Origin of the sequence: Streptomyces sp. NPDC006925 (assembly GCF_042869575.1) — a bacterium.
Lineage (GTDB): Bacteria > Actinomycetota > Actinomycetes > Streptomycetales > Streptomycetaceae > Streptomyces.
In genome coordinates this window covers 113,092-135,532 of record NZ_JBIAGB010000003.1, presented here as the reverse complement: position 1 = coordinate 135,532, position 22,441 = coordinate 113,092, and the positions used below count along the sequence as shown (strand labels likewise).

Here is a 22,441-nt window from a genome sequence, read left to right as displayed (position 1 = left end):
ATCTTCGCCGCCGGCATGGCCGGCACCACGCTGCCGACCCCGCTCTACGGCCTCTACCGGCAGGAGTTGGGCTTCGGTGAACTGATGGTGACGGTCGTCTTCGCCGTCTACGCGGTGGGTGTGATCGCCGCGCTGCTGGTGGCCGGTGACTACTCGGACAAACTGGGCCGGCGGCCGGTGCTGCTGGCGGCGCTGCTCCTCTCGGCGGCCAGCGCCGGATGCTTCCTGCTGGAGGGCGGGCTGCCGTTGCTGTTCTGCGGGCGGCTGCTGTCCGGGTTCGCCGCCGGGCTCCTCTCCGGCGCCGCGACCGCGGCCGTCCTCGAACTGGCGCCCGGTGGCAGCCGGGGCTTCGCCGCGACCGCCGCGAACATGGGAGGGCTCGGCTGCGGACCGCTGCTGGCGGGAGTCCTCGCGCAGTACGCGCCGCGCCCGCTGACCCTGCCGTTCGCCGCCCACCTGGTGCTGCTCGCCGCCGCGGGCGCCCTGACGCTGGCGCTGCCGGAGACCGCGCGGCCACCCCGCCCGCGGCCCCGGCTGCGGCCGCGCGGAATGGAGGTGCCGCGCCAGGTGCGGCCCGTGTTCGTCCCGGCGGCACTGGCCTGCTTCACGGGGTTCGCCGTCTTCGGGCTGTTCACCGCCGTCTCGCCGGGCTTCATGAGTGGAACCCTGCACATCGGCAACCTGGCGGTCTCCGGCGCGGTCGTCTTCTCGGTCTTCTGCGCCTCGCTCCTGGGACAGTCGCTGTCCGCTCGGATCGGTGCCCCGGTGGCGCTTCCGCTGGGCTGTCTGGGGCTGGTTCTCGGCATGGTGCAGGTGGGTCTCTCGCTGGTGCTCAGTTCCCTGGTGCTGCTGGTGACCGGTGCGGTGACCGGGGGGATCGGGCAAGGGCTGGCGTTCCGGTCGGCCATGGCGACGGTCAGCGGCCGGGCACCCGAGGAGCACCGCGGGGGCACCATCTCGGCGCTGTTCGTGGTCGCCTATCTGGGTATCTCGCTGCCCGTCGTCGGGGTGGGCGCGCTCAGCACGGGGCTGGGGCTGCGCAACGCGGGGCTGGTCTTCTCCGCCTGCGTCGTGGCGCTCGCCTCCGGGGTCGGTGCCTGGCTGTGGCGGACCCGGAGAGCCGCCGCGCCCGCCCCGGCCGACTGAACTCCGCGAGCGCCCGCCCGTCGCCCCGCCCCTGCGGCTCCGGAGCCGTAGGCGGTGCCGTCGGCGGCGTCACCGGGCCGCGTACCCGCCGTCCACCAGGTGGTAGCTGCCCTGGACGAAGGAGGCGCGGTCGGAGAGCAGGAACGCCGTCAGCTCCGCGACCTCCTCCGCGGTGCCCAGTCGGCCCTGCGGATGCAGCGAGACGAGGCGCTCGCGCATCGGGTTGTCCGTCTCGCGGAGCAGGGGCGTGTCGATGAAGCCGGGCCCGACGGCGTTGATCCGCACGCCCTTGTCGGCGTATTCGAGGGCCGCCGTCTTGGTCAGGCCCACCACGCCGTGCTTGGCGGCCACGTAGGCGGGGCTGCCCGCGAAGCCGTTGGTGCCCAGGATGGAGGCCATGTTGACGACGGCCCCGCGGCCCGCGGCGGCCATGACGGGAAGCTGGTAGCGCAGCCCGTAGAAGACTCCGCTGAGGTCGGTGGCGATGACCCGGTCCCAGGCGGTGATCTCGTACTCGCCGGTGGGCATCGAGGGGCCGCCCACGCCCGCGTTGTTCACCACCAGATCGAGCGCGCCGAAGGTCGTGGTCGTGAACCGCACGGCCTCCCGCGCCGAATCCGGGTCGGTGACATCGACGACCAGCGCCTCGGCGGTCGCCCCCGCCGTCTCCAGTTCGCCTGCCGCGAGCTGCGCGCCGTCCTCGTCGTGGTCCGCGACGACGACCCGGGCGCCCTCCCGTGCGAGCCGGCGGGCCACGGCCAGCCCGATCCCGGAGGCGGCGCCGGTGACCAGCGCGGCCCTGCCGTCGAACTCGCCGCTCATCCGCACGACCTCCTGCTCGGTGCCCGTTCCGGTCACCCTCCGCCCTGCCGCGGTGGACCGCACCGCCTCCGCAGCCGTCCGGGTGAGCAGCGGCGTGCCCGGCACCGCGGGGCCGGCGCGTGCCGTGCACCGGACGGCGGGCTCCGGGTTGCGGCGCGGCCGGGAGGCGCGTGCCATGGCGGTGACGGCACCGCCGCCGCCTGCTCCGGCCGCCCGCAAACCCGAGGACCCCGTATGACGCCACTGCAACTGGTCTCCCGCCCGCTTCTGGGCGTGTTCTTCGTCAACGCGGGAGTGGGGACGCTGAGCCGGCCCGAGCCGCCGGCCGAGCTGGCGGCGCCCTTCCTGGAGCGGCTGCGCGAGAAGGTTCCGCTGCCGGGCGACGATGTGACGCTGGTACGGGTGAACGCCGCGGTCCAGGTGGTGGCGGGCGCGCTGCTGGCCACCGGACGCGTGCCGCGGACTGCGGCGCTGGCGCTGGCCGGCTCGCTGCTGCCCACGACCCTGGCCGGGCACCCGTTCTGGGAGCAGGACGATCCCGGGCAGCGGGCCGCCCACCGGATCCACTTCGGCAAGAACTCCGCCATCGTGGGCGGTCTGCTGGCCGTCGTCAGCGACGCCGACCACCACGCGCGCGCCCGGGCGCTGCGGGCCCGCGCCAAGAAGCACAGGGCCCGGCATTGCCCCGCGCACTCCCGCCACGCGGCGGCCCGGGGGGCCTCGGGTACCGCACGCGCGGCGCGCTGCCACCCGGGTCGCGGCCGGACCGCCCGCTCCGGGTAGCGGTCCACCGGCCGGCGGCCCGGTCATCGGCCGCCGGCCGGCGGTTTCCTCAGGAGCCCTTGAGCGTGTACTTGCAGCCCTGCGAGCTCTCGCCGCCGGCGTTCTTGTCGACGGTCTTGCCGTCGACCTCCAGGACGCAGGCCGGGAAGACGAAACTGCCGTCGGCGCCCTTGACGGCCTGCGGCGTGACATAGAGCTGGACGCCGTTCTTCAACTCGGCTCCCTCGAGCGTGACCTGGTCCTCGTGCTTCCATGGCAGCGTCGCCGTCTCGAAGTGGCTGTCGCCCGCCGCCCAGCCGATCTGCGAGGAGCCCGAGCCCTCCACCCGCAGGGTGACTCGGTGGGTCTTCGGCGGGCCCCACGTCTGTTTCGGTTCCGCCGCGGCGGAGGCGCCGCCGCTGTCCGCCTCCCCGTCGTCCGAGCCCCCGCCGCAGCCCGTCACCAACGCGCACACCATGACTAAGGTCGCTCCCGCGACTGTCCCGCGCACCTTCTGCTCCTCTGTGTCGACGGCTGAACATCCCCCCGAACCCCGAGCCGTGAGCCTAGTGGGCCCGGAGCTGTTCGGTGGGTGGAACAGAAGAGGAGAGACTGCGGAGGACCCGGGGACGAGCCGAACCGGTGATGCCCAGGTGCCGCCCGGTTGTCGGCTCACCCGTCCGCGGGGCAGCTCCGCCCGCCCCGCGGACCGGATCCGCTCACCCCGCGGAGTCTTCCCGGGACCCCAGCGGGAGCGCGGTCTCCAGGACGCGCTCGGCCGCGTGGACCGAGTCGACCAGCGGGTGGAGGGCCAGGGCGCGGAGCGCCGCGCGGTGCGAGCCGCGGGTCGCGGCCTCGACGGTGGCGCGTTCGACGGCCTTGAGCTGGAGCATCAGCCCCAACTGGTCGTCGGCGACCGGTCCGGTGGCCAGCGGGCGGGCACCGCCGGAGTCGACCAGGCACGGCACCTCGACCACGGCGTCGGCGTCGAGGCCGGGCACGGCGCCGCGGTTGCGGACGTTGAGGATCAGCGTGGTGCGCCGGTTGCGCGCGATGGCCCGCATCAGGGCCAGCGCGACCCGGTCGTAGCCGCCGCCGTCCAGGTCGCAGCTCTCGCGCTGCCAACCGCCGGACGCCTCGCGGCTCTCGGCCATGTAGGTCTCCTCGCGTTCGCGGCGCGTCTCCTCCCACGCCCGGAAGGCTCCGTCGTCGCCGCCGGAGAGCTTGGCGTAGAAACCCTCCTGCTGCCGGGCGAGGAACTCCCCCCGGGTGGCGTCCGCAGCGCGGATCGCGGCGAGGGCCTCCCGGTGGTGGTAGTAGTAGTGCAGGTACTCGTTGGGCAGCGCGCCCAGGGCCTGCAGCCACGCGGTGCCGAAGAGCTTGCCCTCCTCGAACGACTCCAGCGCCGGGGCGTTCTCCAGCAGCGCGGGCATCCGGTCGGTGCCGTCGACCACGATGCGGCGCAGCCAGCCGAGGTGGTTGAGGCCCACGTAGTCGAAGTCGGCGCGGTCGGGGTCGGCACCGGCGGCCCGCGCGGCGCGGCGGCAGAGCCCGACGGGGGAGTCGCAGATGCCGATGACGCGGTCGCCCAGCACCCGGCTCATCGCCTCGGTGACCATGCCCGCCGGGTTGGTGAAGTTGATGACCCACGCCTGCGGGGCGAGCGCGGCCACCCGTTCGGCGATGCGGGTGGCCACCGGGATCGTGCGCAGTCCGTAGAGCACCCCGCCCGCGCCGACGGTCTCCTGGCCCAGCAGCCCTTCGGCCAGCGGGTGCTGTTCGTCCCGCACCCGCCCGGCGAGTCCGCCGACGCGGATGGCGCTGAAGACGAAGTCGGCGCCGCTCAGGGCCTCGTCGAGGTCGGTCGTGGTGCGCACGGCGGGTGCCGGTCCCGGATGCCCGGCCGCCTGCTCGGCCAGGACGGCGCCGATGGCGCGCAGCCGGCCGGGGTCGGTGTCGTGGAGGACGAGTTCGGTGCAGCGCCCGGCCGCGTCGGGGTCCTGCGCGTCGTCCAGCAGTGCGCGGTGGACCAGCGGGACCCGGAATCCGCCCCCGCCGAGCACGGTGAGCCGCAGGCCGGCCGCGCCGGTGGGGTCCGGCGCTGCTGTCATTCCCGTCATACCTCTACTACCTCCACTTCGGCCTCGCGGAACGTGGCGAGGGTGGCCGGATCGGACTCCCGGCCGGTGATCAGCATGTCGATGTCGCCGGCCTGGCAGACCCGGGCGCTGCCGGTGCCGGGGAACTTGCGCGGGGTGGCCAGCAGCACGGCCTGGCGAGCCGAGCCCAGCATGGCCCGTTTGACGGGGACCTCGACCTCGGTCGTGTCCAGTACCCGACCGTCGGCCAATACCCCGCTGGTGCCGAGGAAGACCCGGTCGGCGTAGATCTCGCGGAGCGCGGCCCGGGTGATCTGGCCGACCAGCGAGCGGTAGTTGCGCCGCACCTCGCCGCCGAGCAGCACCAGTGTCACCTCCGGGTCGGAGCGCAACTCCTCGTAGACGGCGAGGTTGGAGGTGACGACGGTGACCTTCCGGCCGTGCAGCAGGCGTGCCAGCTGGAGGGTGGTGGTGCCGATGTCGAGCAGCACCGTCTCGCCGTTGCTGATCAGCTCCGCGGCGCCCGCGGCGACGGCTTCCTTGGCGGGGAGGTCGTCCACCTCCTCCTCCGCGAAGGGGCGTTCGACCGGTTCCCGGGCGATGGCGCCGCCGTACACCCGCCGCAGTCGTCCGGAGTCGGAGAGGTCGGACACGTCGCGGCGCGCCGTGGCCTCGCTGACCTGGAGCCGCCGGGCGATCTCGACGACGGGCAGCACCCCCTCCTCGTGGAGGATCCGCAGCAGCTTCTCGTGCCGGGTTTCGCGCAACATGCGCAGCACCCTAGCGCGGCTGAGCGTCTTTGCGCGACTGTGACCGACCTATTGCATTCTGCCGGAGGGGAGTGCATGGTGTCGCTCAAATCAGTCACGTAAACGCTGAGTTCTGGCCATAGCTGAGAGGGGCAAGGGGCCTTGAGTACCACTGGGAGTGCCCAACCGGCACCGACCGGGAGCTGGTTGGACCCGCTGGCCGGCCTCCGCACGGAGGAGGGCCCGCAGACCGATGTGTTCCTCACCGGCACGGTCTTCCTCGACATCGTCCTCACCGGCCTCGACCACGCCCCCGTGCGCGGCACCGAGACCTGGGCCGGCGGCATGGGCTCCAGCCCGGGCGGAGTCGCCAACATGGCGACCGCGCTGCGCAGGCTCGGACTGCGTACCGCACTGGCCGCGGCCTTCGGCGACGACATGTACGGCGACTACTGCTGGGAGGCGCTCTCCGAGAGCGAGGGCATCGACCTGGCCCCCTCGCACCGCGCCAAGGGCTGGCACTCCCCGGTCACCGTCTCCATGGCCTACGAGGGCGAACGCACCATGGTCAGCCACGGCCACGAGGCGCCCAGACCGTGCGTCAGCGTCGCCGCCCGCCCGGCGTCCCGGGCCTGCGTCACCTCGCTGTCGCCGGGCCGGGTGGGGGACTGGGTGCGGCAGGCCCATACCGAGGGCAGCCTGATCTTCGCCGACACCGGCTGGGACGAGACCGGTGCCTGGGACCCGGACACCCTGGCCGACCTGTCGCTGTGCCACGCGTTCCTGCCCAACGCCACCGAGGCCCTGCACTACACCCGCACCGACAGCCCGGAGGCGGCCGTGCGCACGCTGGCCGAGTTGGTGCCCGTCGCGGTGGTCACCAAGGGGCCCGGCGGCGCGGTGGCCGTCGACGGGACCACCGGCGAGTACGCCGACGTGCCCGCGCTGAGCGTCGAGGCGCTCGACCCCACCGGCGCCGGGGACGTGTTCATGGCCGGCTTCACCACCGGGACACTGGCCGGCTGGCCGCTCGCCGACCGGCTGGCGTTCGCCAACCTGACCGCCGCACTCTCCGTCCAGCACTTCGGCGGCTCCCTCTCGGCACCGGGGTGGAGCGAGGTCGCGGCCTGGTGGCAGTACGCGCGGCGGATCGGCGGCCAGACCCAGGAAGTGATGCGGCGCTACGCCTTCCTGGACGACCTGCTCCCCGGCGGCAACGGCGAATGGCCGCTGCTGCGTGCCACCCCCACCATCGGCTTCCGCTCGTGAACCGGAACAGCACGGGCCCGCGCGGCCGGAACCGCGCGCAGCACCAAGGAGGGCGTACGACGATGAACGCGCACCGGCACCACGGACGAGGACGGCTGCGCCGGCCCCGCACCGCCCTCGGGACGCTGGCCGCCCTGCTGCTGGCCGCCGCCTGCGTACCCGGCACCGACGGGTCGGGAGCGGCGGGCACCGGTGGCGCCGCGGTGACCGCGACACCCGACCCGGGCAAGGCCGGAAAGGTCACCCTCACGGTGTGGGACCAGCAGACCCGGGGCGGCACCAACGCCGAGATCGAGCGCCTCAACAAGGAGTTCGAGAAGAAGTACCCCAACGTCACCATCAAGCGCGTGGCCCGCAGCTTCAACGATCTGAAGAAGACCCTCAAACTCGCCCTGAGCGGCGACAACCCGCCCGACGTCGTCCAGGCCAACCAGGGCTACGCGGACATGGTCGCCTTCGCCCGCGCCGGGATGCTCACCCCGCTGGACAGTTACGCGGGCCTCTACAGCTGGAACACCCGCTTCCCGCAGACGCTGCTCAACCTCAACCGGGTGGCCCCCGACGGCAAGCGGTTCGGCACCGGTCAGCTGTACGGGATCTCCCAGGAGGGCGAGTACATCGGCGTCTACTACAACAAGAAGGTGCTGCGGAAGGCGGACCTCGAGCCGCCGAGGACCTGGCAGGACCTCACCGCCGCACTGCCGAAGCTCAAGCAGGCCGGCGAGCTGCCGGTGCAGTTCGGCAACCTCGACAAATACCCCGCCATCCACACCTTCGGCGTCCTCCAGGGGCAGGCGGCCGGGAGCGCCGAGCCGGTGCGCGAGACCGTCTTCGGCCGGGGCGGCGGCTTCGACACCGACGCCACCCGCACCGCCGCCCGCACCCTCGCCGACTGGGCGAAGAAGGGCTACTTCCCCAAGGGCGCCAACGGCAAGGGATACGACGACGCGGCCAAGCAGTTCGCCGACGGCAAGGGCGCCTTCCTGATCACCGGCACCTGGCAACTCGCCGACCTGCGCAAGCCCATGGGCGACGACCTCGGCTTCATGCCACCGCCGCCGGCAGCCGGGACGCAGCCGGTCACCACCGGAGGCGAGGGACTGCCGTGGTCCATCACCTCCAAATCCGACCATCCCCAGGTCGCCGCCGCATACCTCGACTTCCTCACCGACGCACACGCCGCGAAGGTGATGACCGAGGAGGGCGTGCTGCCGGTGGTCCCCGGAAAGGCAGCTGGAAAGCTCGACCCGGACACCCCGAACGGCCAGATGGTCGCCGGCTGGGAGAAGCTGAACGCCGCCGACGGGCTGGTGCCCTACCTCGACTACACCACCCCCACCTTCTACGACACGCTCTCCGCCGACCTCCAGGGCGTCCTCAGCGGCGACCTCGGCCCGGACGAGTTCGCCGAACGGACGCAGAAGGAGTACGCGGAATTCCGCGCCCAGCAGCGCACCGACGGCGCCGACGACGACGGCGAGGACGGCGGGGACGGCGGTGACACCGAATGAGCGCCCTCACCGGCCGGGAGGCCGGCGCCCGGCGGGCCGCCGCGGTGCCGGGCCCGCGCACGGCCCGCTACCGCCGCCGGGCACCCGGCGAGCCGAGGGCCGTGGGCTATCTGTACGTCCTGCCCGCACTCGCCGTGTTCGGGGTGTTCCTGCTCTGGCCGCTCGCCCAGACCGGCTGGCTGTCGCTGCTGCACTGGGACGGGCTGACCCGCGCGAGCTGGGCGGGGCTGGACAACTACCGGGATCTGCTCACCGACCCCGAACTGCGCGCACCCTTCGCACACGCCGCGGTGCTGCTGCTCTTCTACGCGGTGCTCCCGGTGGCCATCGGACTGCTGCTGACCGCGGCGCTGACCCGCTTCCGGATCCGCGGCATGACCTTCTTCCGCACCGTGCTGTTCCTGCCGCAGGTGCTGGCGATGGTCGTCGTCGGCGTCGCCTGGCGTGCCGTGCTGGCACCCGACGGGCTGCTCAACGACACGCTCGGCGCCCTGGGCCTGGACGGTCTGGCCCGGTCCTGGCTCGGCGACGACACCTGGGCACTGCCCGCCGTCGGCACCATCGGCACCTGGGTGGAGACCGGGCTGTGCCTGGTGCTCTTCCTCGCCGGGGCCCAGCGCATACCGCGGGAACTGTACGAGGCCGCCCGGATCGACGGCGCCGGACCGGTACGGGAGTTCCTCACCGTCACCCTGCCCGGGCTGCGCGCCGAGGTGGCCGTCGCACTCACGCTGACCCTGGTGGCGGCGCTGCGCAACTTCGACCTGATCTACATCACCACCAGTGGCGGCCCGGGCAACGCCACCTCCGTGCCCTCCTACGAGGTCTACCGCCGTGCCTTCGAGAGCGGCGAGGTCGGCTCGGCCTCGGCCATGGGCATCACTCTCACCGCCGTGATCTTCGCGTTGACCATGGTGGTCACCAGGTTCGTGGAGGGCCGGAGCCGATGAACACTTCCCGCACCGAACGCGGCGTCACCTACGGCATCCTCGCGCTGTTCGCACTGATCGCGCTGACGCCCGTCGCCGGCATCCTCTCCACGGCGCTGGCCCGGCAGGACTCGCTGAAGACCGGTTTTGCCCTGCCGGACGGCCTCAACTGGCACAACTTCGCCGACGCCTGGACCCGTGGCCACTTCGGCAGCTACCTGTTCAACTCCGTCCTGGTGGCCGTCGCCGTGGTGGCCGCCACCACCGTGCTGGCCACCCTCGCGGCCTACGCCTTCGGCACCATGCGCTTCCCCGGCTCCGACGCGCTGTTCTACCTCTTCGTCGTGGGGCTCACCCTGCCGCAGGAAGCAGTGATCGTGCCGCTCTACTTCGACCTGCGGCACTGGGGCCTGACCGACACCTACTGGGGGCTGATCCTGCCGCAGACCGCGCAGTCCCTCGCCTTCGGCGTCTTCTGGATGCGGACCTACTTCCGCAACACGCCGCGCTCGCTGCTGGAGGCCGCGCGGATCGACGGCGCCACCCACTGGTCGACCCTGACCCGCATCCTGGTCCCCATGGGACGGCCCGCCTTCTCCACGCTGACCGTCATCGTGTTCATGTGGACCTGGAACGAGTTCCTCATGGCCCTGGTGATGGTGAGCGACGAGGCGCACCGCACGGTGCCGCTGGGCCTCGCCTTCTTCCAGGGGCAGCACTCCTCGGACACCGCGCTGCTGGCCGCCGCGGCGACCCTGATCGCGCTGCCCGTCGTCGCCGTCTATCTGTTGCTGCAACGCCGCTTCATCCAGGGGATGCTGACGGGCTCCGCGAAGGAGTAGCGACGGTCGGCCACCGCCGGAAACGGGCAGCGCGCGACCGGGTCGGCACTCCCCGCGATCGAACAATCGCATACGGGTACGATATTCGACCATGACCGCGCCTCCGCCATCCCAGCCGTATCCGCAGCAGCCACAGGCCGGCCCGTACGTGCCGCCCGGGGGTGCTCCCTACGGGCACGCGCCGCAGCCCCAGTCTCCGTACGGCAGCCTTCCCGCCCACCCCGCCTACCCGGGACAGCCGGGCGGTGGAGGCTGGGGCGGGCCACCGCCTCCGCCGCCGAAGAGCCGTGGAGGGTGGAAGGCGGTGGGTGTCGTACTCGCGGTCATCGGCGGGCTGGCCGTCTTCTCGTTGCTCAACGCGGCCCGCCAGAACGGCGGTTCGAACTCCACGGGGGACGCCTCGGGCACCGCGTACCGCGTGTCCCTGCCGCGGTCCGCCGACGGCGGGCGGCTCAGCCTGGAGGAGGATCTCAGCGACAAGCCCGACTACCGCAATCCGGAACTCGGCCCGGGGGGCAGCCAGTACGTGGGCTGGTACGCGTCCGAGTCCGGGGCCGAGCGCTACCTCTTCGTGGGCTACAACTCCACCGCCGCCGAGGACGGCAGCTCCGCGGCCAAGATGCTCGACGGCGCGGTGGAGGCCGCGGACACCGACACCCCGCCGAAGCGGCACCATCTCACCCCGGCCGGTTCCCAAGAGCCGCTGACGTGCCTCGTCCTGCCCCGCGCCGAGGGCGGGGCAGGCGCGGTGACCCCCGTCTGCGCCTGGGACGACAAGGGCTCCGCCGCCACGGTCAGCGACGGCGGGGAGCGCGCGGCCGAGGCCGACCAGCCGGCGGACTACGACGTCGAGGGCTTCGCCGAGAAGGTCGACCGGATCCGCAGGGACCTCCGCAAGCCGGCCGAGTGACGACCAGGGAGGCGGCAGTGAGTACCGTGTCGCCTCGCCGCTGGGACCCACAGGCCCACGGACGTTCCGGCCGGCCCCGGCAGCCGGCCCACCGGGCCGCCGCTGCCCGGACACGGCCCGGGCACCGTGCCCGCGAGCGTGCGTGCGGCCACAGGTGCGGCCTTCGCGGTGGCGATCCAGCCCTGCGCCGGGTCACGTTCATACCGCCTCTCCCCGGGCCGACGGGCTCTGCCCGGGCTGCTGTCGTGGGCCGGGCGACTGCGCGGTTGTGGAAGCCGGCGGCCGGGCGTAGGTGAGGGCGGTGGCCACCAGCAGATTGGCCGCCAGCCCCAGGAGCCCGCCGTTGATCCCGTGCCACGGGTCGTTGTCCGTCCACCACAGCAGCAGCACCACCCCGAGGCCCACCAGGGTGCCCGCGACTCCCGCCGCTGCGGTCAGCCGCCGCCAGAACAGCGAGAGCAGAGCCAGCGGCACCAGCTGAGCCAGCCCCTCGTAGGAGAGGACCGACAACTGCACCAAGGTGTTCGGGAAGAAGAGCGCGCCCAGCAGGGCCACGAGCCCGGCCAGGAAGCACACCAGCTGGGACAGCCGCTTGATCCGTACGTCCTGCGCTCCGCCCGGCGCGGCGCCCGGCCCGCCCGCAGTCCGGTTCCGGTAGGCGCGGCTGCGCGGGTCCGAGCCGTTGCCGCCGCCGAGCAGGGTGCGCCCGCACAGGGTGCCGATCGCCAGCATGAACACGCTCATCGGCACGATGGCCGACAGCGCCCCGGCCACGCCGATCACCGCGACGACCGGCGCCGGAAGCGAGTCGGTCACCAGCCGGAACAGCGCCAGGTCCGGGTTGTCGAGCGTGGGAAGCGCGAACAGCGCGACGGCGCCGACCATCATCGGGATGAACAGCAGCAGCTGGTACCAGGGCAGCAGCAGGGCGTTGCGGCGCAGCGCGTTCGGGCTCCTGGCGCTGAGGTAGCCGGCGACGGTGGTGGGGAAGATGGAGATCGTCACCGCGTTGAGCAGCAGCGTGGTGACGAACCAGGTGCCGTTCAGCCCGCCCGACTCATGTCCCGGGAACGTCAGCCACTCCGGCTTCTCCTGCACCATCCGCGTCAAGAGGTCGCCGTATCCGTCCAGGTAGTGCAGCGGCACCCACACTGCCAGGAAGACCACTGCCACGATGACGAGCACGTCCTTGAGCACGCTCACCCATGCGGAACCGCGCAGCCCCGAGACGAGGATGAACGCCTCCGCGACGACGAAGGAGACCACGGCGGCGACATGCAGATCGACGCTGCCGTAGGTCATGGCGTTCACCACCACGCCCATGCCCTGGATCTGCACCTGCACGTAGGGAACGATGAAGACGGTCGCCGTGACCGCCACCAGTATTCCCACGGGCCGGGAGCGGAAGCGGTGTTCGGCCATGTCGGCTATGGACAGCAGCCGGTGCCGGCTCGCGTACGTCCACAGCGCCGGACCCACGACGTACGCCACGGCGAAGCCGGTGGTCAGATAGGCGACCAGATAGAGGATCGGCACACCGAACGAGTAGGACCAGCCGGCCGTGCCGAGGAAGGAGAAGCTGGTGTAGGTCTCGCCGGCCATCAGCAGCCAGATGAACAGCACGCCCAGGCCGCGGCTGGAGACCGACCACTCGGCCATCCCCTTGTCCCGGCCCCGGGCGCTGAGCACGCCGATCGCCAGGGTCGCGGCCATGGCGAGGCCGAAGAGGGCCGTGGCGATCGCGGCTGATCCGCTCATCGTGGGTGCCCTCCCTCGTCGTCGACCGGAAGGGGCTCGACCGCACCCTCGGCGAAGGCCGGGTCGAGCCGTGAGACCGCCCAGATCACCAGGGGGCTGACCACCGTGGCCGCGACGATCCAGAACAGCAGGAAGGGGAGCCCCGCCACGCGGGGTTCGATGCGGTTCGCCACCAGCGGGGCGGCGCAGTAGAGGACGGCGGGGATCAGCAGCAGCCACAGCGCCGGGCGCCTGGCTCCGGTTCGGGGGAGGCCCGCGAGGGGGTCCTCCTCGTCGGGGACGGGGTGGTGCTCGGACATTGCGGAGTGCTCCTCGGGGGACGGCTGGTAACGGCACGGGGGTCACACTGCGGGGTCGTACCGCCCGTCGACGGCGGTCCACCCGCCGTCCACGGTCAGCACGCTGCCGGTCACGAACGTGGCGGCGTCCGAGAGCAGATAGACCACGGCGCCCGCGATCTCGTCGGCCCGCGCCCAGCGCTGCAGCGCGGAGGCCCGCGCATAGGCGTCGAACCACTCGGCGTCGGCGGCGATCTGGTCGGTCAGCGGGGTGCGCACCACGCCGGGCGCCACCGCGTTGAACCGCACGCCCTGCGGGCCCCACTCCGCGGCCGCCGTCCGCAGCAGTTGGACGAGGCCCGCCTTGGAGGCCGCGTACACCCCCTGGCCGGGCTCCACCTGGAAGGCCCGCATGGAGGCGAGGGAGACGACCGAGCCGGCGCCGCGCTCGGCCATCGCCGGGGCACAGGCCCGCAGCAGCGAGAAGTGCGCCCGCAGATTGAGCGCGACCACCCGCTCGAACTCGGCCACCGTGTAGTCGGCGATCCGCTTGCGGACGTTGACGCCGACCGTCACCACGAGCCCGTCCAGCGGGCCCCATGCGGCCGCGGCCCGGGTCAGCGCCTCCTCGTCCAGTACGTCGAGCGGGTACGGGCGGGTGCCGGAACCGGCCAGCCGCGCGGTCTCCTCGGCTCCGGCCTCGTCCCGGTCGGCCACCACGACCTCGGCACCGTGCGCCACCAGGGCGCGTACCGCCTCCCGGCCGATACCGCTCGCGCCGCCGACCACGGCGACCCGCCGCCCGTCGAGCCGGAACAGCCGCCCGTAGTCCACCTCGTCCGCCTCGGCACCCGGGCCGCTCTCCGGGCCGGCGCTCACGGCCTGATCACCGCCATCTTCGTCACCGTCAGCTCCTCGATCGCGAACCGCGGGCCCTCGCGCCCGATGCCGGAGTCCTTGACGCCGCCGTAGGGCGCCACGTCGCAGCGGTATCCGGGCACCTCGTTGATCACCACGCCGCCGACGTCCAGTTCGTCCAACGCGCGGAAGGCGACATCGAGACGGTGGGTGAAGACCGCGGCGTGCAGCCCGTAGCGGCTCGCGTCGACCGCGGCGAAGGCCGCATCCAGGTCCGGAACCGACCGCAGGCAGACGACAGGACCGAAGATCTCCTCGTCCCAGGCGGGCTGACCGTCCGGCACCTCGGCCAGCAGCGCCGGAGTCAGACAGCGGCCCACCCGCTCGCCTCCCGCGACCAGCCGTGCACCCGCCTCGCGGGCGTCCTCCAACCACGCCAGCACCCGCTCCGTCGCGGCCTCGTCGATCAGCGCGGCCACCCGGGTGCCCTCCGCACGCGGGTCGCCGACCGGTACGGTCGCCAGCCGTGCCGCGATCCGCCGCTCCAGCTCGGCCGCCACCGGGGCTTCGGCGATCACCCGCTGGACGGCGATGCATGCCTGCCCGGAGGCGTAGCAGCCGCCGCGCACCGCCGCGTCGGCCGCCGCGTCGAGATCGGCGTCCGCCGCCACGACCAGCGCGGCATTGGAGCCGAGTTCGAGCACCACCTTGCGGGGCGCCGCGTCCTTCGCGATGCGGTGGCCGACCGCCGCCGAGCCGGTGAAGGAGACCGCGGCGACGGCCTCGTGCGTGGTCAGCGCGCGCCCCACGGCCGCATCGCCGGTGACCAGTTGCACCGTGCCCGCCGGGGCGCCCTCGGCCACCAGCCGCTCGCGCACCAGGTTCATCAGCCACAGCGTGGCCAGCGGGGTCGCCGGTGCCGGTTTGACGATCACCGGGCAGCCGGCCGCCAGTGCGGGCGCGATCTTGTGGGTGGCCAGCATCATCGGGTAGTTGAACCCGGCGATCCCGACGACCACCCCGATCGGCCGCCGCGTCCAGAAGCCGGTCATCCCGTCCCCGGACGGCAGCCCGTCCAGCGGCACCGTCTCGCCGTGGAGGTGCACCACCTCGTCGGCCGCCGCCCGCCAGGTGGCCACCGCCCGGGTCACCTCCGTACGGCAGTCGACCCGCGGCTTGCCGGTCTCCAGGACCAGCAGGTCCTCCATGCCCTGCGCGACCTCCTCGAGTGCGTCGGCCACCCGGCCGAGCACCGCCCGGCGGGTGCGGGTGGGGAGCTTGGCGACCTCGCGGCGCAGCGCGGCGGCGTGCCGGACGGCCTGCCCGGCCTGGGCCACGGATCCGACCGGGGCCTGTGCCACCGGACTTCCGTCGTACGGGAACGTCACGACCTGCTGGTCCGCGGTGGCCACCCAGCTCTCGCCGATCGGCAGCCCCTCGGGGAACGCCTTGGCCTCCCACAGCGTCACGCCGCCGCACCCCCCTCCGGCGCGGGCGCGGTGGGCCGGGTGAGGAAGTGGTGGGCGGCTGCGGCGTAGACACGGGCGTACTCGCCGATCTCCCGCACCTCCACGAACTCGTCCTTCCGGTGCGCGATCCACTTGCCGCCCGGTCCGTAGACCACGGTGGGCAGCCCCGCGTCCCGGGTGAGGATGGTGCCGTCGGTGGTGCCGGGCACCGCGCCGAACGCCGGTGCGCTGCCGTGCACCCGGGTGTGTGCGGCCACCAACCCCTGCACCACGGGATGGTCCTCGGATATCTCGACCGCGGGCCGGTCGTCCACGACGGTCTGCCGCACGGCCACCCCGAAGGGCTCCGCCGCCTGCTCCGCCGTCGTGCGGATCCGCTCGATCAACTCGGTGTGGTCGGTGCCGGGGATCGTCCGCACATCCACACCGACCACACCGTGCGCCGGGATGACGTTGAGCTGATCCGGGTCGCCGCCCAGCAGCACGGTCGGCGTGACGGTCACCGAACCGGCGTGCGGATGGCTGTCGAAGCGTACGGCGGCCCACTCCCGTACCGTGCCGAGCGCCTCCACGATCCGGGCCCCGGCCTCGATCGGGCTGCGGCCCTCCTGCGGCATCGCCCCGTGCGCCATCACGCCCGTCAGGTCCAGCCGCAGCCGGATGCCGCCGCGGGCCGAGGTGCACACCTCGTACCCCACCGGCTCGCAGACGATGACCCCGTCGACCTCGCCGGCCGCCGGGGAGGCCGCGAACGCCTTGGCGCCGAGCATCATGCCCTCCTCGTCGGCCATGACACCCAGCACGATCCGCCCCGGGAAGGGGCCCGCCTGCTGGAGCGCCCGCACGCCGTAGATCATCGCCGCCACACCGGACTTCATGTCTGCCGTACCGCGGCCCCACATCCGGCCGTCGCGGATCTCGGCTCCGTAGGGGTCCATGCTCCAGTCGGCGGGATCGCCCTCGGTCACGACGTCGGTATGCCCCTCGAACATCAGGGTGGGTCCCGGGCCTCCGCCGCCCTCGACGGTCGCGATCACGTTCGGGCGGCCCGGGGCCACCTCCGTGACGGTGTGCTCCCAGCCGAACCGGGTGAACACTTCGGCGACCAGGTCGGCGGCCGGTCTCTCGACGGCCTCGGCGCCCTCGGAGTTGACGGTGCGCAGCCGCACCAGCTCCTGGGTGAAGGCGACGGCCTCCTCGGTGTCGAGCAGGGAATCCCACGGCTGTTCGCCGGGACCGGAATGCATGGAACCTCCAAGTCCCTGTCCCCGCCGCCCGATCCCGTCCGCCGGGAGCCAGGCGACTGGTCAGACCAGTTGATCGTCCGTACTCTGCTCGCGTGTCCCGGCTCCGGTCAAGGGGTCGGCCGGGGCGGCACAGCATCAGCACACGTGGAAACGCAAGCAGCCCGCCACGAGCCCGACAAGAGCTCGCAGGAGCGTGAGAGAGGGTGCCGATGTCGGTCGATCCCCCTGGTCGGACCGGATTCCAGCCGGTGCGCCCGGTGCGCGCCTACCAGCGCGTCGCCGAGCAGATCGAGGAGCGCATCCTCGCCGGGCAGCTGCCGCCCGGCTCCCGGTTGCCCGCGGAGCGCGAACTGGTGCGCCAGTTCGAGGTGGGCCGCTCCACCATCCGCGAGGCGCTGCGGGTCCTCCAGTCCGCGGGCCTGATCCGCTCCCGGCCCGGCGATCCGCTGGGCGCGGAGGTGCTGGGCGTCTCGCCCGACACCCTCAGCCACGCCCTCGGACGGCTCGCCCGCTCCCATCTGTCCGGACCCGCCGAACTGATCCAGTTCCGGATGGTGCTGGACGCGGAGAGCTACCGCCTCGCGGCGCGGTTGCACACCGACGACGACCTGCGGCGGCTGACGGAACTGGTGGACCGGATGGCCGACTGCGCTCAGGCTGCCGACAGCGGCGGCACGCCGCCCGACACGCACGCCTTCAGCCAGGCCGACGCCGCATTCCACCGGGTCGTCGCCGAGGCCGGCGGCAACGCGCTGCTCGCCCTGTGCGCCCGCGCCGTCCACGACGCCGTCGTGGACGCCATCGAGCGCACGCTGCAGCACGCCCGGGACGCAGGGGGCGCGGCCGACCGGATGCACCGCTCGACCCACCACCACCGCCTCGTCATCGAGGCCCTCGGCAGCCGGGACGGTGCTCGCGCCGCGCGCCTGGGCCGCCAGGCGCTCTTCGACAGCTACAGCCCGCACATGTCGCCGCAGGACCGCACGCGGCTGCGCGCGGCGCTGGACTGAGCGGTCCGACCGTATCGAGCCCGGCGACCGCTGCGGTGACACGGGAGCAGTGCGGGAGGGGTTTCTTCTCGGCGGTCAGGGAAGTTGGAAGGTGTCGGCCAGGATCGCCGTCTGGATGTCGAGCATGGTTGCGGGATCGTGTCCCATGCCGGTGAACTGGCCGGTGATCTCCAGGCTGACCGTGCCGTGCATCTGGGGCCAGGTCATCACGGCTCCGGTCAGCGCGGTGTCCGCGGCGGCGCCGGTGCCGGGCTGACCCGTCCACTGTTCGACCCAGGCCGCCACCTCGGGCTTCTCGCGCAGCCAGGTCCGCAGCTGCACTACGAGCGGGTCCACACGGACCAGTGGCCGGCCCTGGGCGAAGACCGACAGGAAGGGCCCCAGGACGGAGCGTGCTTTCAGTACGGCTTCGGCCGGCGCGGTGAAGCCTGCCACCGGGGTGCCCTGAATGAGCAGGTACAGATGCGGCTGCGCCACGGCCCACTCCCGGTAGGCGCCGGTCAGCGCGTGCAGCGCGGCCCGCCCGCCGTCCCCGGTGTCCACGGTCTGGACGGCTGCGGCCGCGCCCTCGTAGGCGTCGAGCACCAGCTCCGCCAGCAGGTCGTCGCGGCTGGCGAAGTAGCGGTAGAGCGCCGGGCCGGACAACCCGATCTCCTTCGCGATCCGTAGGAGCGCCACGCCCTCGATGCCTCCGGCAGCCAGCTGTCGTACGGCCGCTTCCTTGATCTCCGAGCGGGTCTGCTCCCGGTACCGCGCACGCGGGCTGTTCGCACGGACTGTCATGCCCTGCCTCCTGTCATGCACCGCCTCCTGCCGCCGGCCGCGCGGGACCGAAGCGTATGCGTCACTGTATCGCTGATGAGACAGGGCAAAGCCCTCTCCCGGTCGCCGGGGGAGAGGGCCGCCGAATGTGCAGGGGATCCGTTGGTCAGCTCTTCGTTCGGGTGGCGAGGAAGTCCCGGTACCACGCCAGGGTCTCCCGCAAGGTGGTCTCGATCGGAGTGGGTTCGACATCGAACTTCTGCTGGAAGGCGGTGGAGTCCATGATCTGTGGCTCGGTGTGCTGGTAGAACAGCTCGGCGTAGGAGTTCATGAACGTTTCGTCGAACGGCCCGAAGGGGCGCGCCTCGTGCATCGTGACGGTCCGCAGCGGGTGGCCCACCAGGTCGCCCAGCGCGGTGAGGATCTCGCGCGTCGTGCGGGCGGGTGCGGTGGGGAGGTGCCATACCCGGCCCTCTCCTGAGGGGTTCTCGCCGAGTACGGCCAGGCCGCGGGCCACGTCGAGGATGTTGGTGTAGCTGTGCTTGAGGTCGATGTCGCCGAGCGCCAGGACCTCGCCGTCCGTGAGCGCGGCCGGGAAGACGGCCCCGCCCAGCGTGGAATTCAGCACTCGGGGCCCGACGAAGTCCGCCGAGCGGCCCAGCACGACCCTCGCTCGGCCTTCCTCGTGCGCGGCCAGGTAGTTCTCGTCCAGCGCGGCCCGCATCCTGCCCTTGGCCGTGGCCGCGCGCCAGGGGGTGTCCTCCGTCATGACCTCGCCGTGCGTCTCGCCGTAGGGGTACAGCGTGTCCAGGACCACCAGCCGCGCACCGGTGCGCGCCACCGCGCCCAGGACCGCCCCTTGAATGCCGGGCATGACGTCGACCTGGAGGTGGTAGGCGACATTGACGCAGTGGTAGACCACGTCCGCGCCGTCGATCGCGGCGAGCGCTCCGTCCACCGTGCCGACATCCCCCTTGAGGCGCTCGACGCCTCCCAGCGGCTCACCGGAGCCGGCGCGGTCCACCAGCCGGACAGCGTGTCCGCGGCGCGCGAGTTCCAGTGCGAGGGAGGTCCCTGCGGGACCGGCCCCCAGAACGGTGTGGAGCGAGCCTGTTGCTGCGGTCATGACGCGGTCCCTTCGGCAGAGAGGGCCATGCAGCCCTTCGCGGTGATTGGCCAACACTGAAGTTATAGCATGTAACTTTATTGATTGGCTATCGCGATCATGGTCCCCCCCGGCGGCTGATGCGGTGCGCGGTTTCGCGCAGCGGGTGGAGTACACGCTGGCCGGTCTGCCTCCGAGCTGCGACGATGTCCCTTTTCCGTGCGGAGGACGGTTGTTCGCTTTCGTGTGTGCCGGCTGTGGAGCCAGGCTGACCATCCCGCTGTCCCAGGTGATGCTGCCGGTCCATGCGCATCAGCAGTACGGGAACGGGGTGCAGCTCCCGGTGCTCATGGAGTCGGGCACGTTCGCCGTGGACCCGGAGCCCTGGGGGCCACCGTGGCGGAGATGGGAGGAGATCCATCCGGACGAAGCCGCCGCCCGCGGTGTCTACGCGCCGGTGTACGCCCTCTCCGACGGCTCGCCAGGCGCCATCGTCATCGCACCAGGCGACGCCATCGGCACGCTGCTGACCCCGGAGAACCGCGGAGGTGGCTACTGCTGCGGCCTCGACGGTGCCGACGGCCCCAACGTGACCTGCATGGAGTGCGCCCTGCCCGTGGCGAGCCGGATCGACGACTGCTCGCTCTGGCAGGCGATGTGGCTCGAACCGAACGCCGTACGCCGCCTTTCCGTCGACGCCGACGCCGACGCCGACGCCGCGCCGCTCTCCTGGCCGGAGCTGATGGCGGAAGGGAAGGACACGCCCCCGTTCGAGCCGATCGCCGCATGGGGATCACGGACGGCGGTGGGCCACTGGTCGAACTACTCGTGGTCGTGGAGCCCGCAGTGGGAGGCGGCGGCCGGCCAGGCGCTCGCCCACCTGCTGGCGGCATCGGAGGGCCACCCCGTGATCGTCCCGGACGGCTTGGTCGGGCAGGTCTTCCAACGCGCACTCGACGCCCTGCTGCCCACAGGTCCGCAGGCGCGGCGCGCCGACCTGGCCGGACCGGGACTGCCGGCTCCCGGCCCAGACGTCTCCATCCTTCTCGTTCCGTCCCATCCTCAGACGGGGAGGACCTGGACCTCAGCCGAGCCGGCACCGCACCTGGTGCCGCTGCCATTCGGAGTGTGGCTGCGGCTGGCCTTCCCCGGGCCGGACCTGTCCGTTCCCGCTCCGGGCGCCCTACCCGCGGCGCGCTCCGCGACGACTACGACCCGCCCGCACCGCACCCCCATCACCTGTTCCGAGCCGACCCGGCAGTGCTCCGGCACACCCTGGTCCGGCTGCCGACCGTCCGAAGCCCGTGGCTGCGAGAGATCCTCGAGGACCTCACGGACCACGTGCGCAGCGGCCTCTTCTAGCCGACTGGCAGGAAGTGTGGTCACTTTCCGGGGCTGCCCGATCCTTCGGTCCCGCTCCCGGACGCCGATGTCTCCCGAAGTGGCGAACATCTGCTGCCCCTTCTCGCGGACAGAGCCAACTCCGACCGCGCCCCCGCTTCCTGCGGCGGCTTGCGGCCGACGACTCTGCCGCGAGAGCAGGGAGAGGGCCCAGGGCCTGGCCTGGCAGACCCGGAGCGGTGCTCTCCCGGGAGGGCAGAGTTGCGCGGCCTGCCCCTCGAACGGGAACGCGGGACCGGTGGCGGCCGACCCGCCGAGGGGGGCGGCCGCCGGGGCGGCGAGGCCGTCCGTCAGTAGTCGCGCAGAGCGAAGCCGTCCGTGACGGCGTAGTAGTCGTCACCCAGGTCCAGCACTTCGGAGGCGTCCTTCGGAGCCTCGGCCGCCTCCTGCGCAGTGCCGTGCTCCCCGCTCCCGGCCGACCGGTGCGCCAGCGCCTGGTTGGCGGTGACCCAGTCGCGCAACTCGCGCTCGTACGCCGTGAAGGCCGCGCGGTGGTCGCCGTCTGCGGCCTTCAGCTCCCCCGCCAGTACATACGCGCCGACCAACGCCATGCTGGTGCCCTGCCCGGAGGAGGGCGAGCCGCAGTAACCGGCGTCGCCCAGCAGCACCACCCGGCCGCTGGACCAGGCGTCCAGATGGACCTGGGCGCCGCCGTCGAAGTGGAAGTCGGGCGCCTCCCACATGTACTCCAGCAGACGGGGCATCTCCCAGCCCACGTGCGCGTAGCGCTGCGCGATCAGCCGCTTCTGGGCCTGCGGATCGCGCAGCTCCCGGTCCGCGCGGTCCACCCCGCTCAGCCCGACGTAGACGCGCAGTTCGGCGTTCTTGCGCACGCTCATCGCCAGACAGCCCCACGCGTCCGGGTCCCCGGTCAGGTAGGCGAGCTGCCAGCGGTCCAGGTCCAGCACGTTCGGGGCCGTCCAGACGCCCAGATGCCCGGCGAGGGGGCGCAGGTGGTGCTCCTCCGGGCCGAAGACCAGGGAGCGGGTGTGCGAGTGGACGCCGTCCGCGCCGACGACGATGTCGAAAGCGCGCTCGCGGCCACCGGCGAAGCGCACCCGGATCTCCTCCGGGCGCTCGTCGAGCGCGGCTATCGACTCGTCGAAGAGGTACTCGATGCCGGAGCCGCCGGCCCGCACCAGGATGCGGGCGAGGTCGTCGCGGAGGATCTCGACGTCGTCGCGGTCCAGCCGGCCGCCGCTGGCGGTGGCCTCGGTGGTGCTGTACGTCTCGTTGCCGTCCACGTCCAGCACGGACATGCCGCGCAGGTCGGTCGCGTGCTCCCGCAGCTCCTCCAGGACGCCCATCCGCGCGGCCACCTCGATCGCGGTACCGCGGACGTCGATCGCCTGCCCGCCGGGGCGCAGTCCGGGAGCGCGTTCGACCACCGTGACGTGGAAGCCGTAGCGGTTCAGCCAGTAGGCCAGCGCGGGCCCTGCCACGCTCGCACCGGAGATCAGGACGCGCTTGCCTGCCGGGGTGTCGGATGCCATGGGGTTCTCCTTCCGTACCGG

General features: G+C 72.7%; 21 protein-coding genes. 9 read left to right on the top strand and 12 right to left on the bottom strand.

Annotated features, from left to right (window positions below; genetic code table 11):
• The first annotated feature begins 15 nt into the window (after positions 1–15).
• Positions 16–1,146, top strand: coding sequence for an MFS transporter (locus tag ACFYNS_RS05765; RefSeq protein ID WP_388601428.1), 1,131 nt, complete (start codon positions 16–18; stop codon positions 1,144–1,146).
• 69 nt (positions 1,147–1,215) lie between these two features.
• Here ACFYNS_RS05765 and ACFYNS_RS05760 read toward each other — a convergent pair whose 3' ends face one another.
• Positions 1,216–1,968, bottom strand: coding sequence for an SDR family NAD(P)-dependent oxidoreductase (locus ACFYNS_RS05760; protein ID WP_360303132.1), 753 nt, complete (start codon positions 1,966–1,968; stop codon positions 1,216–1,218).
• Positions 1,969–2,202: 234 nt separating this feature from the next.
• Here ACFYNS_RS05760 and ACFYNS_RS05755 point away from each other — a divergent pair, with 234 nt between their 5' ends.
• Positions 2,203–2,751, top strand: a complete 549-nt coding sequence (locus tag ACFYNS_RS05755; RefSeq protein ID WP_388601022.1) for a DoxX family membrane protein — start codon at positions 2,203–2,205, stop codon at positions 2,749–2,751.
• Between the two features lie 49 nt (positions 2,752–2,800).
• Here ACFYNS_RS05755 and ACFYNS_RS05750 read toward each other — a convergent pair whose 3' ends face one another.
• From ACFYNS_RS05750 to ACFYNS_RS05740, 3 genes are all read right to left on the bottom strand, one after another.
• Entirely contained in the window at positions 2,801–3,208 is a 408-nt protein-coding gene (locus ACFYNS_RS05750; protein WP_388601019.1) for a hypothetical protein, read from the bottom strand.
• A 241-nt stretch (positions 3,209–3,449) separates the two neighbouring features.
• On the bottom strand, positions 3,450–4,841 hold the full coding sequence (locus ACFYNS_RS05745; RefSeq protein ID WP_388601018.1) for a 6-phospho-beta-glucosidase: 1,392 nt from the start codon (positions 4,839–4,841) through the stop codon (positions 3,450–3,452).
• Between the two features lie 5 nt (positions 4,842–4,846).
• Entirely contained in the window at positions 4,847–5,599 is a 753-nt protein-coding gene (locus ACFYNS_RS05740; protein WP_360294765.1) for a DeoR/GlpR family DNA-binding transcription regulator, read from the bottom strand.
• Between the two features lie 141 nt (positions 5,600–5,740).
• Here ACFYNS_RS05740 and ACFYNS_RS05735 point away from each other — a divergent pair, with 141 nt between their 5' ends.
• From ACFYNS_RS05735 to ACFYNS_RS05715, 5 genes are all read left to right on the top strand, one after another.
• Positions 5,741–6,847, top strand: coding sequence for a PfkB family carbohydrate kinase (locus ACFYNS_RS05735; RefSeq protein WP_388601016.1), 1,107 nt, complete (start codon positions 5,741–5,743; stop codon positions 6,845–6,847).
• A 62-nt stretch (positions 6,848–6,909) separates the two neighbouring features.
• Complete coding sequence (locus ACFYNS_RS05730) at positions 6,910–8,358, top strand: ABC transporter substrate-binding protein (protein ID WP_388601014.1); 1,449 nt, start codon at positions 6,910–6,912, stop codon at positions 8,356–8,358.
• The gene (locus tag ACFYNS_RS05725) at positions 8,355–9,308 is read left to right on the top strand and encodes a carbohydrate ABC transporter permease (RefSeq protein ID WP_388601011.1); all 954 of its coding nucleotides are present in this window, start codon (positions 8,355–8,357) and stop codon (positions 9,306–9,308) included. The genes ACFYNS_RS05730 and ACFYNS_RS05725 overlap by 4 nt, the downstream gene beginning before the upstream one ends.
• Positions 9,305–10,129, top strand: a complete 825-nt coding sequence (locus ACFYNS_RS05720) for a carbohydrate ABC transporter permease (RefSeq protein ID WP_360294777.1) — start codon at positions 9,305–9,307, stop codon at positions 10,127–10,129. The genes ACFYNS_RS05725 and ACFYNS_RS05720 overlap by 4 nt, the downstream gene beginning before the upstream one ends.
• Positions 10,130–10,433: 304 nt before the next feature.
• Positions 10,434–11,039, top strand: coding sequence for a hypothetical protein (locus ACFYNS_RS05715; RefSeq protein ID WP_360294780.1), 606 nt, complete (start codon positions 10,434–10,436; stop codon positions 11,037–11,039).
• 198 nt (positions 11,040–11,237) lie between these two features.
• Here ACFYNS_RS05715 and ACFYNS_RS05710 read toward each other — a convergent pair whose 3' ends face one another.
• The 5 genes from ACFYNS_RS05710 to ACFYNS_RS05690 are packed head-to-tail and all read right to left on the bottom strand — an operon-like array spanning position 11,238 to position 16,649.
• Positions 11,238–12,797: a sodium:solute symporter family protein gene (locus ACFYNS_RS05710; protein WP_360294783.1), complete on the bottom strand. Its 1,560-nt coding sequence runs from the start codon at positions 12,795–12,797 to the stop codon at positions 11,238–11,240.
• Positions 12,794–13,096, bottom strand: a complete 303-nt coding sequence (locus ACFYNS_RS05705; RefSeq protein WP_360294786.1) for a DUF3311 domain-containing protein — start codon at positions 13,094–13,096, stop codon at positions 12,794–12,796. The genes ACFYNS_RS05710 and ACFYNS_RS05705 overlap by 4 nt, the downstream gene beginning before the upstream one ends.
• Before the next feature lie 42 nt (positions 13,097–13,138).
• A complete protein-coding gene (locus ACFYNS_RS05700) occupies positions 13,139–13,954 on the bottom strand; it encodes an SDR family oxidoreductase (protein WP_360294789.1) in 816 nt (271 codons plus the stop codon).
• A complete protein-coding gene (locus ACFYNS_RS05695; RefSeq protein ID WP_360294792.1) occupies positions 13,951–15,402 on the bottom strand; it encodes an aldehyde dehydrogenase family protein in 1,452 nt (483 codons plus the stop codon). Before ACFYNS_RS05695 ends, ACFYNS_RS05700 begins: the two co-directional genes overlap by 4 nt.
• A complete protein-coding gene (locus tag ACFYNS_RS05690) occupies positions 15,399–16,649 on the bottom strand; it encodes a M20 family metallopeptidase (RefSeq protein ID WP_388601007.1) in 1,251 nt (416 codons plus the stop codon). The genes ACFYNS_RS05695 and ACFYNS_RS05690 overlap by 4 nt, the downstream gene beginning before the upstream one ends.
• Before the next feature lie 209 nt (positions 16,650–16,858).
• Between ACFYNS_RS05690 and ACFYNS_RS05685 the strand changes: the two genes are divergently transcribed.
• Positions 16,859–17,659: a FadR/GntR family transcriptional regulator gene (locus tag ACFYNS_RS05685; protein WP_360294798.1), complete on the top strand. Its 801-nt coding sequence runs from the start codon at positions 16,859–16,861 to the stop codon at positions 17,657–17,659.
• Between the two features lie 75 nt (positions 17,660–17,734).
• Here the strand turns inward: ACFYNS_RS05685 and ACFYNS_RS05680 are convergent, their stop codons facing one another.
• Positions 17,735–18,442 carry a TetR/AcrR family transcriptional regulator gene (locus ACFYNS_RS05680; RefSeq protein ID WP_360294801.1) on the bottom strand — a complete coding sequence of 236 codons (708 nt, stop codon included), beginning with the start codon at positions 18,440–18,442 and terminating at the stop codon, positions 17,735–17,737.
• A 145-nt stretch (positions 18,443–18,587) separates the two neighbouring features.
• A complete protein-coding gene (locus tag ACFYNS_RS05675; RefSeq protein ID WP_360294804.1) occupies positions 18,588–19,547 on the bottom strand; it encodes an NAD-dependent epimerase/dehydratase family protein in 960 nt (319 codons plus the stop codon).
• A gap of 211 nt (positions 19,548–19,758) precedes the next feature.
• Here ACFYNS_RS05675 and ACFYNS_RS05670 point away from each other — a divergent pair, with 211 nt between their 5' ends.
• Positions 19,759–21,249 carry a hypothetical protein gene (locus ACFYNS_RS05670; RefSeq protein ID WP_388601004.1) on the top strand — a complete coding sequence of 497 codons (1,491 nt, stop codon included), beginning with the start codon at positions 19,759–19,761 and terminating at the stop codon, positions 21,247–21,249.
• On the opposite strand, the gene ACFYNS_RS05665 is transcribed toward ACFYNS_RS05670, so the two are convergent.
• A complete protein-coding gene (locus ACFYNS_RS05665) occupies positions 21,218–22,420 on the bottom strand; it encodes an FAD-dependent monooxygenase (RefSeq protein WP_360294810.1) in 1,203 nt (400 codons plus the stop codon). The genes ACFYNS_RS05670 and ACFYNS_RS05665 overlap by 32 nt on opposite strands.
• Positions 22,421–22,441: the final 21 nt, after the last annotated feature.

Bases quoted from the DNA above. Each gene is read 5' to 3' on its own strand.
- ACFYNS_RS05765 (WP_388601428.1), top strand. From the start codon at position 16: ATGGCCGGCACCACGCTGCCGACCCCGCTCTACGGCCTCTACCGGCAG.
- ACFYNS_RS05760 (WP_360303132.1), bottom strand. From the start codon at position 1,968: ATGAGCGGCGAGTTCGACGGCAGGGCCGCGCTGGTCACCGGCGCCGCC.
- ACFYNS_RS05755 (WP_388601022.1), top strand. From the start codon at position 2,203: ATGACGCCACTGCAACTGGTCTCCCGCCCGCTTCTGGGCGTGTTCTTC.
- ACFYNS_RS05750 (WP_388601019.1), bottom strand. From the start codon at position 3,208: ATGGTGTGCGCGTTGGTGACGGGCTGCGGCGGGGGCTCGGACGACGGG.
- ACFYNS_RS05745 (WP_388601018.1), bottom strand. From the start codon at position 4,841: ATGACAGCAGCGCCGGACCCCACCGGCGCGGCCGGCCTGCGGCTCACC.
- ACFYNS_RS05740 (WP_360294765.1), bottom strand. From the start codon at position 5,599: ATGTTGCGCGAAACCCGGCACGAGAAGCTGCTGCGGATCCTCCACGAG.
- ACFYNS_RS05730 (WP_388601014.1), top strand. From the start codon at position 6,910: ATGAACGCGCACCGGCACCACGGACGAGGACGGCTGCGCCGGCCCCGC.
- ACFYNS_RS05725 (WP_388601011.1), top strand. From the start codon at position 8,355: ATGAGCGCCCTCACCGGCCGGGAGGCCGGCGCCCGGCGGGCCGCCGCG.
- ACFYNS_RS05720 (WP_360294777.1), top strand. From the start codon at position 9,305: ATGAACACTTCCCGCACCGAACGCGGCGTCACCTACGGCATCCTCGCG.
- ACFYNS_RS05710 (WP_360294783.1), bottom strand. From the start codon at position 12,797: ATGAGCGGATCAGCCGCGATCGCCACGGCCCTCTTCGGCCTCGCCATG.
- ACFYNS_RS05705 (WP_360294786.1), bottom strand. From the start codon at position 13,096: ATGTCCGAGCACCACCCCGTCCCCGACGAGGAGGACCCCCTCGCGGGC.
- ACFYNS_RS05690 (WP_388601007.1), bottom strand. From the start codon at position 16,649: ATGCATTCCGGTCCCGGCGAACAGCCGTGGGATTCCCTGCTCGACACC.
- ACFYNS_RS05685 (WP_360294798.1), top strand. From the start codon at position 16,859: ATGTCGGTCGATCCCCCTGGTCGGACCGGATTCCAGCCGGTGCGCCCG.
- ACFYNS_RS05680 (WP_360294801.1), bottom strand. From the start codon at position 18,442: ATGACAGTCCGTGCGAACAGCCCGCGTGCGCGGTACCGGGAGCAGACC.
- ACFYNS_RS05675 (WP_360294804.1), bottom strand. From the start codon at position 19,547: ATGACCGCAGCAACAGGCTCGCTCCACACCGTTCTGGGGGCCGGTCCC.
- ACFYNS_RS05665 (WP_360294810.1), bottom strand. From the start codon at position 22,420: ATGGCATCCGACACCCCGGCAGGCAAGCGCGTCCTGATCTCCGGTGCG.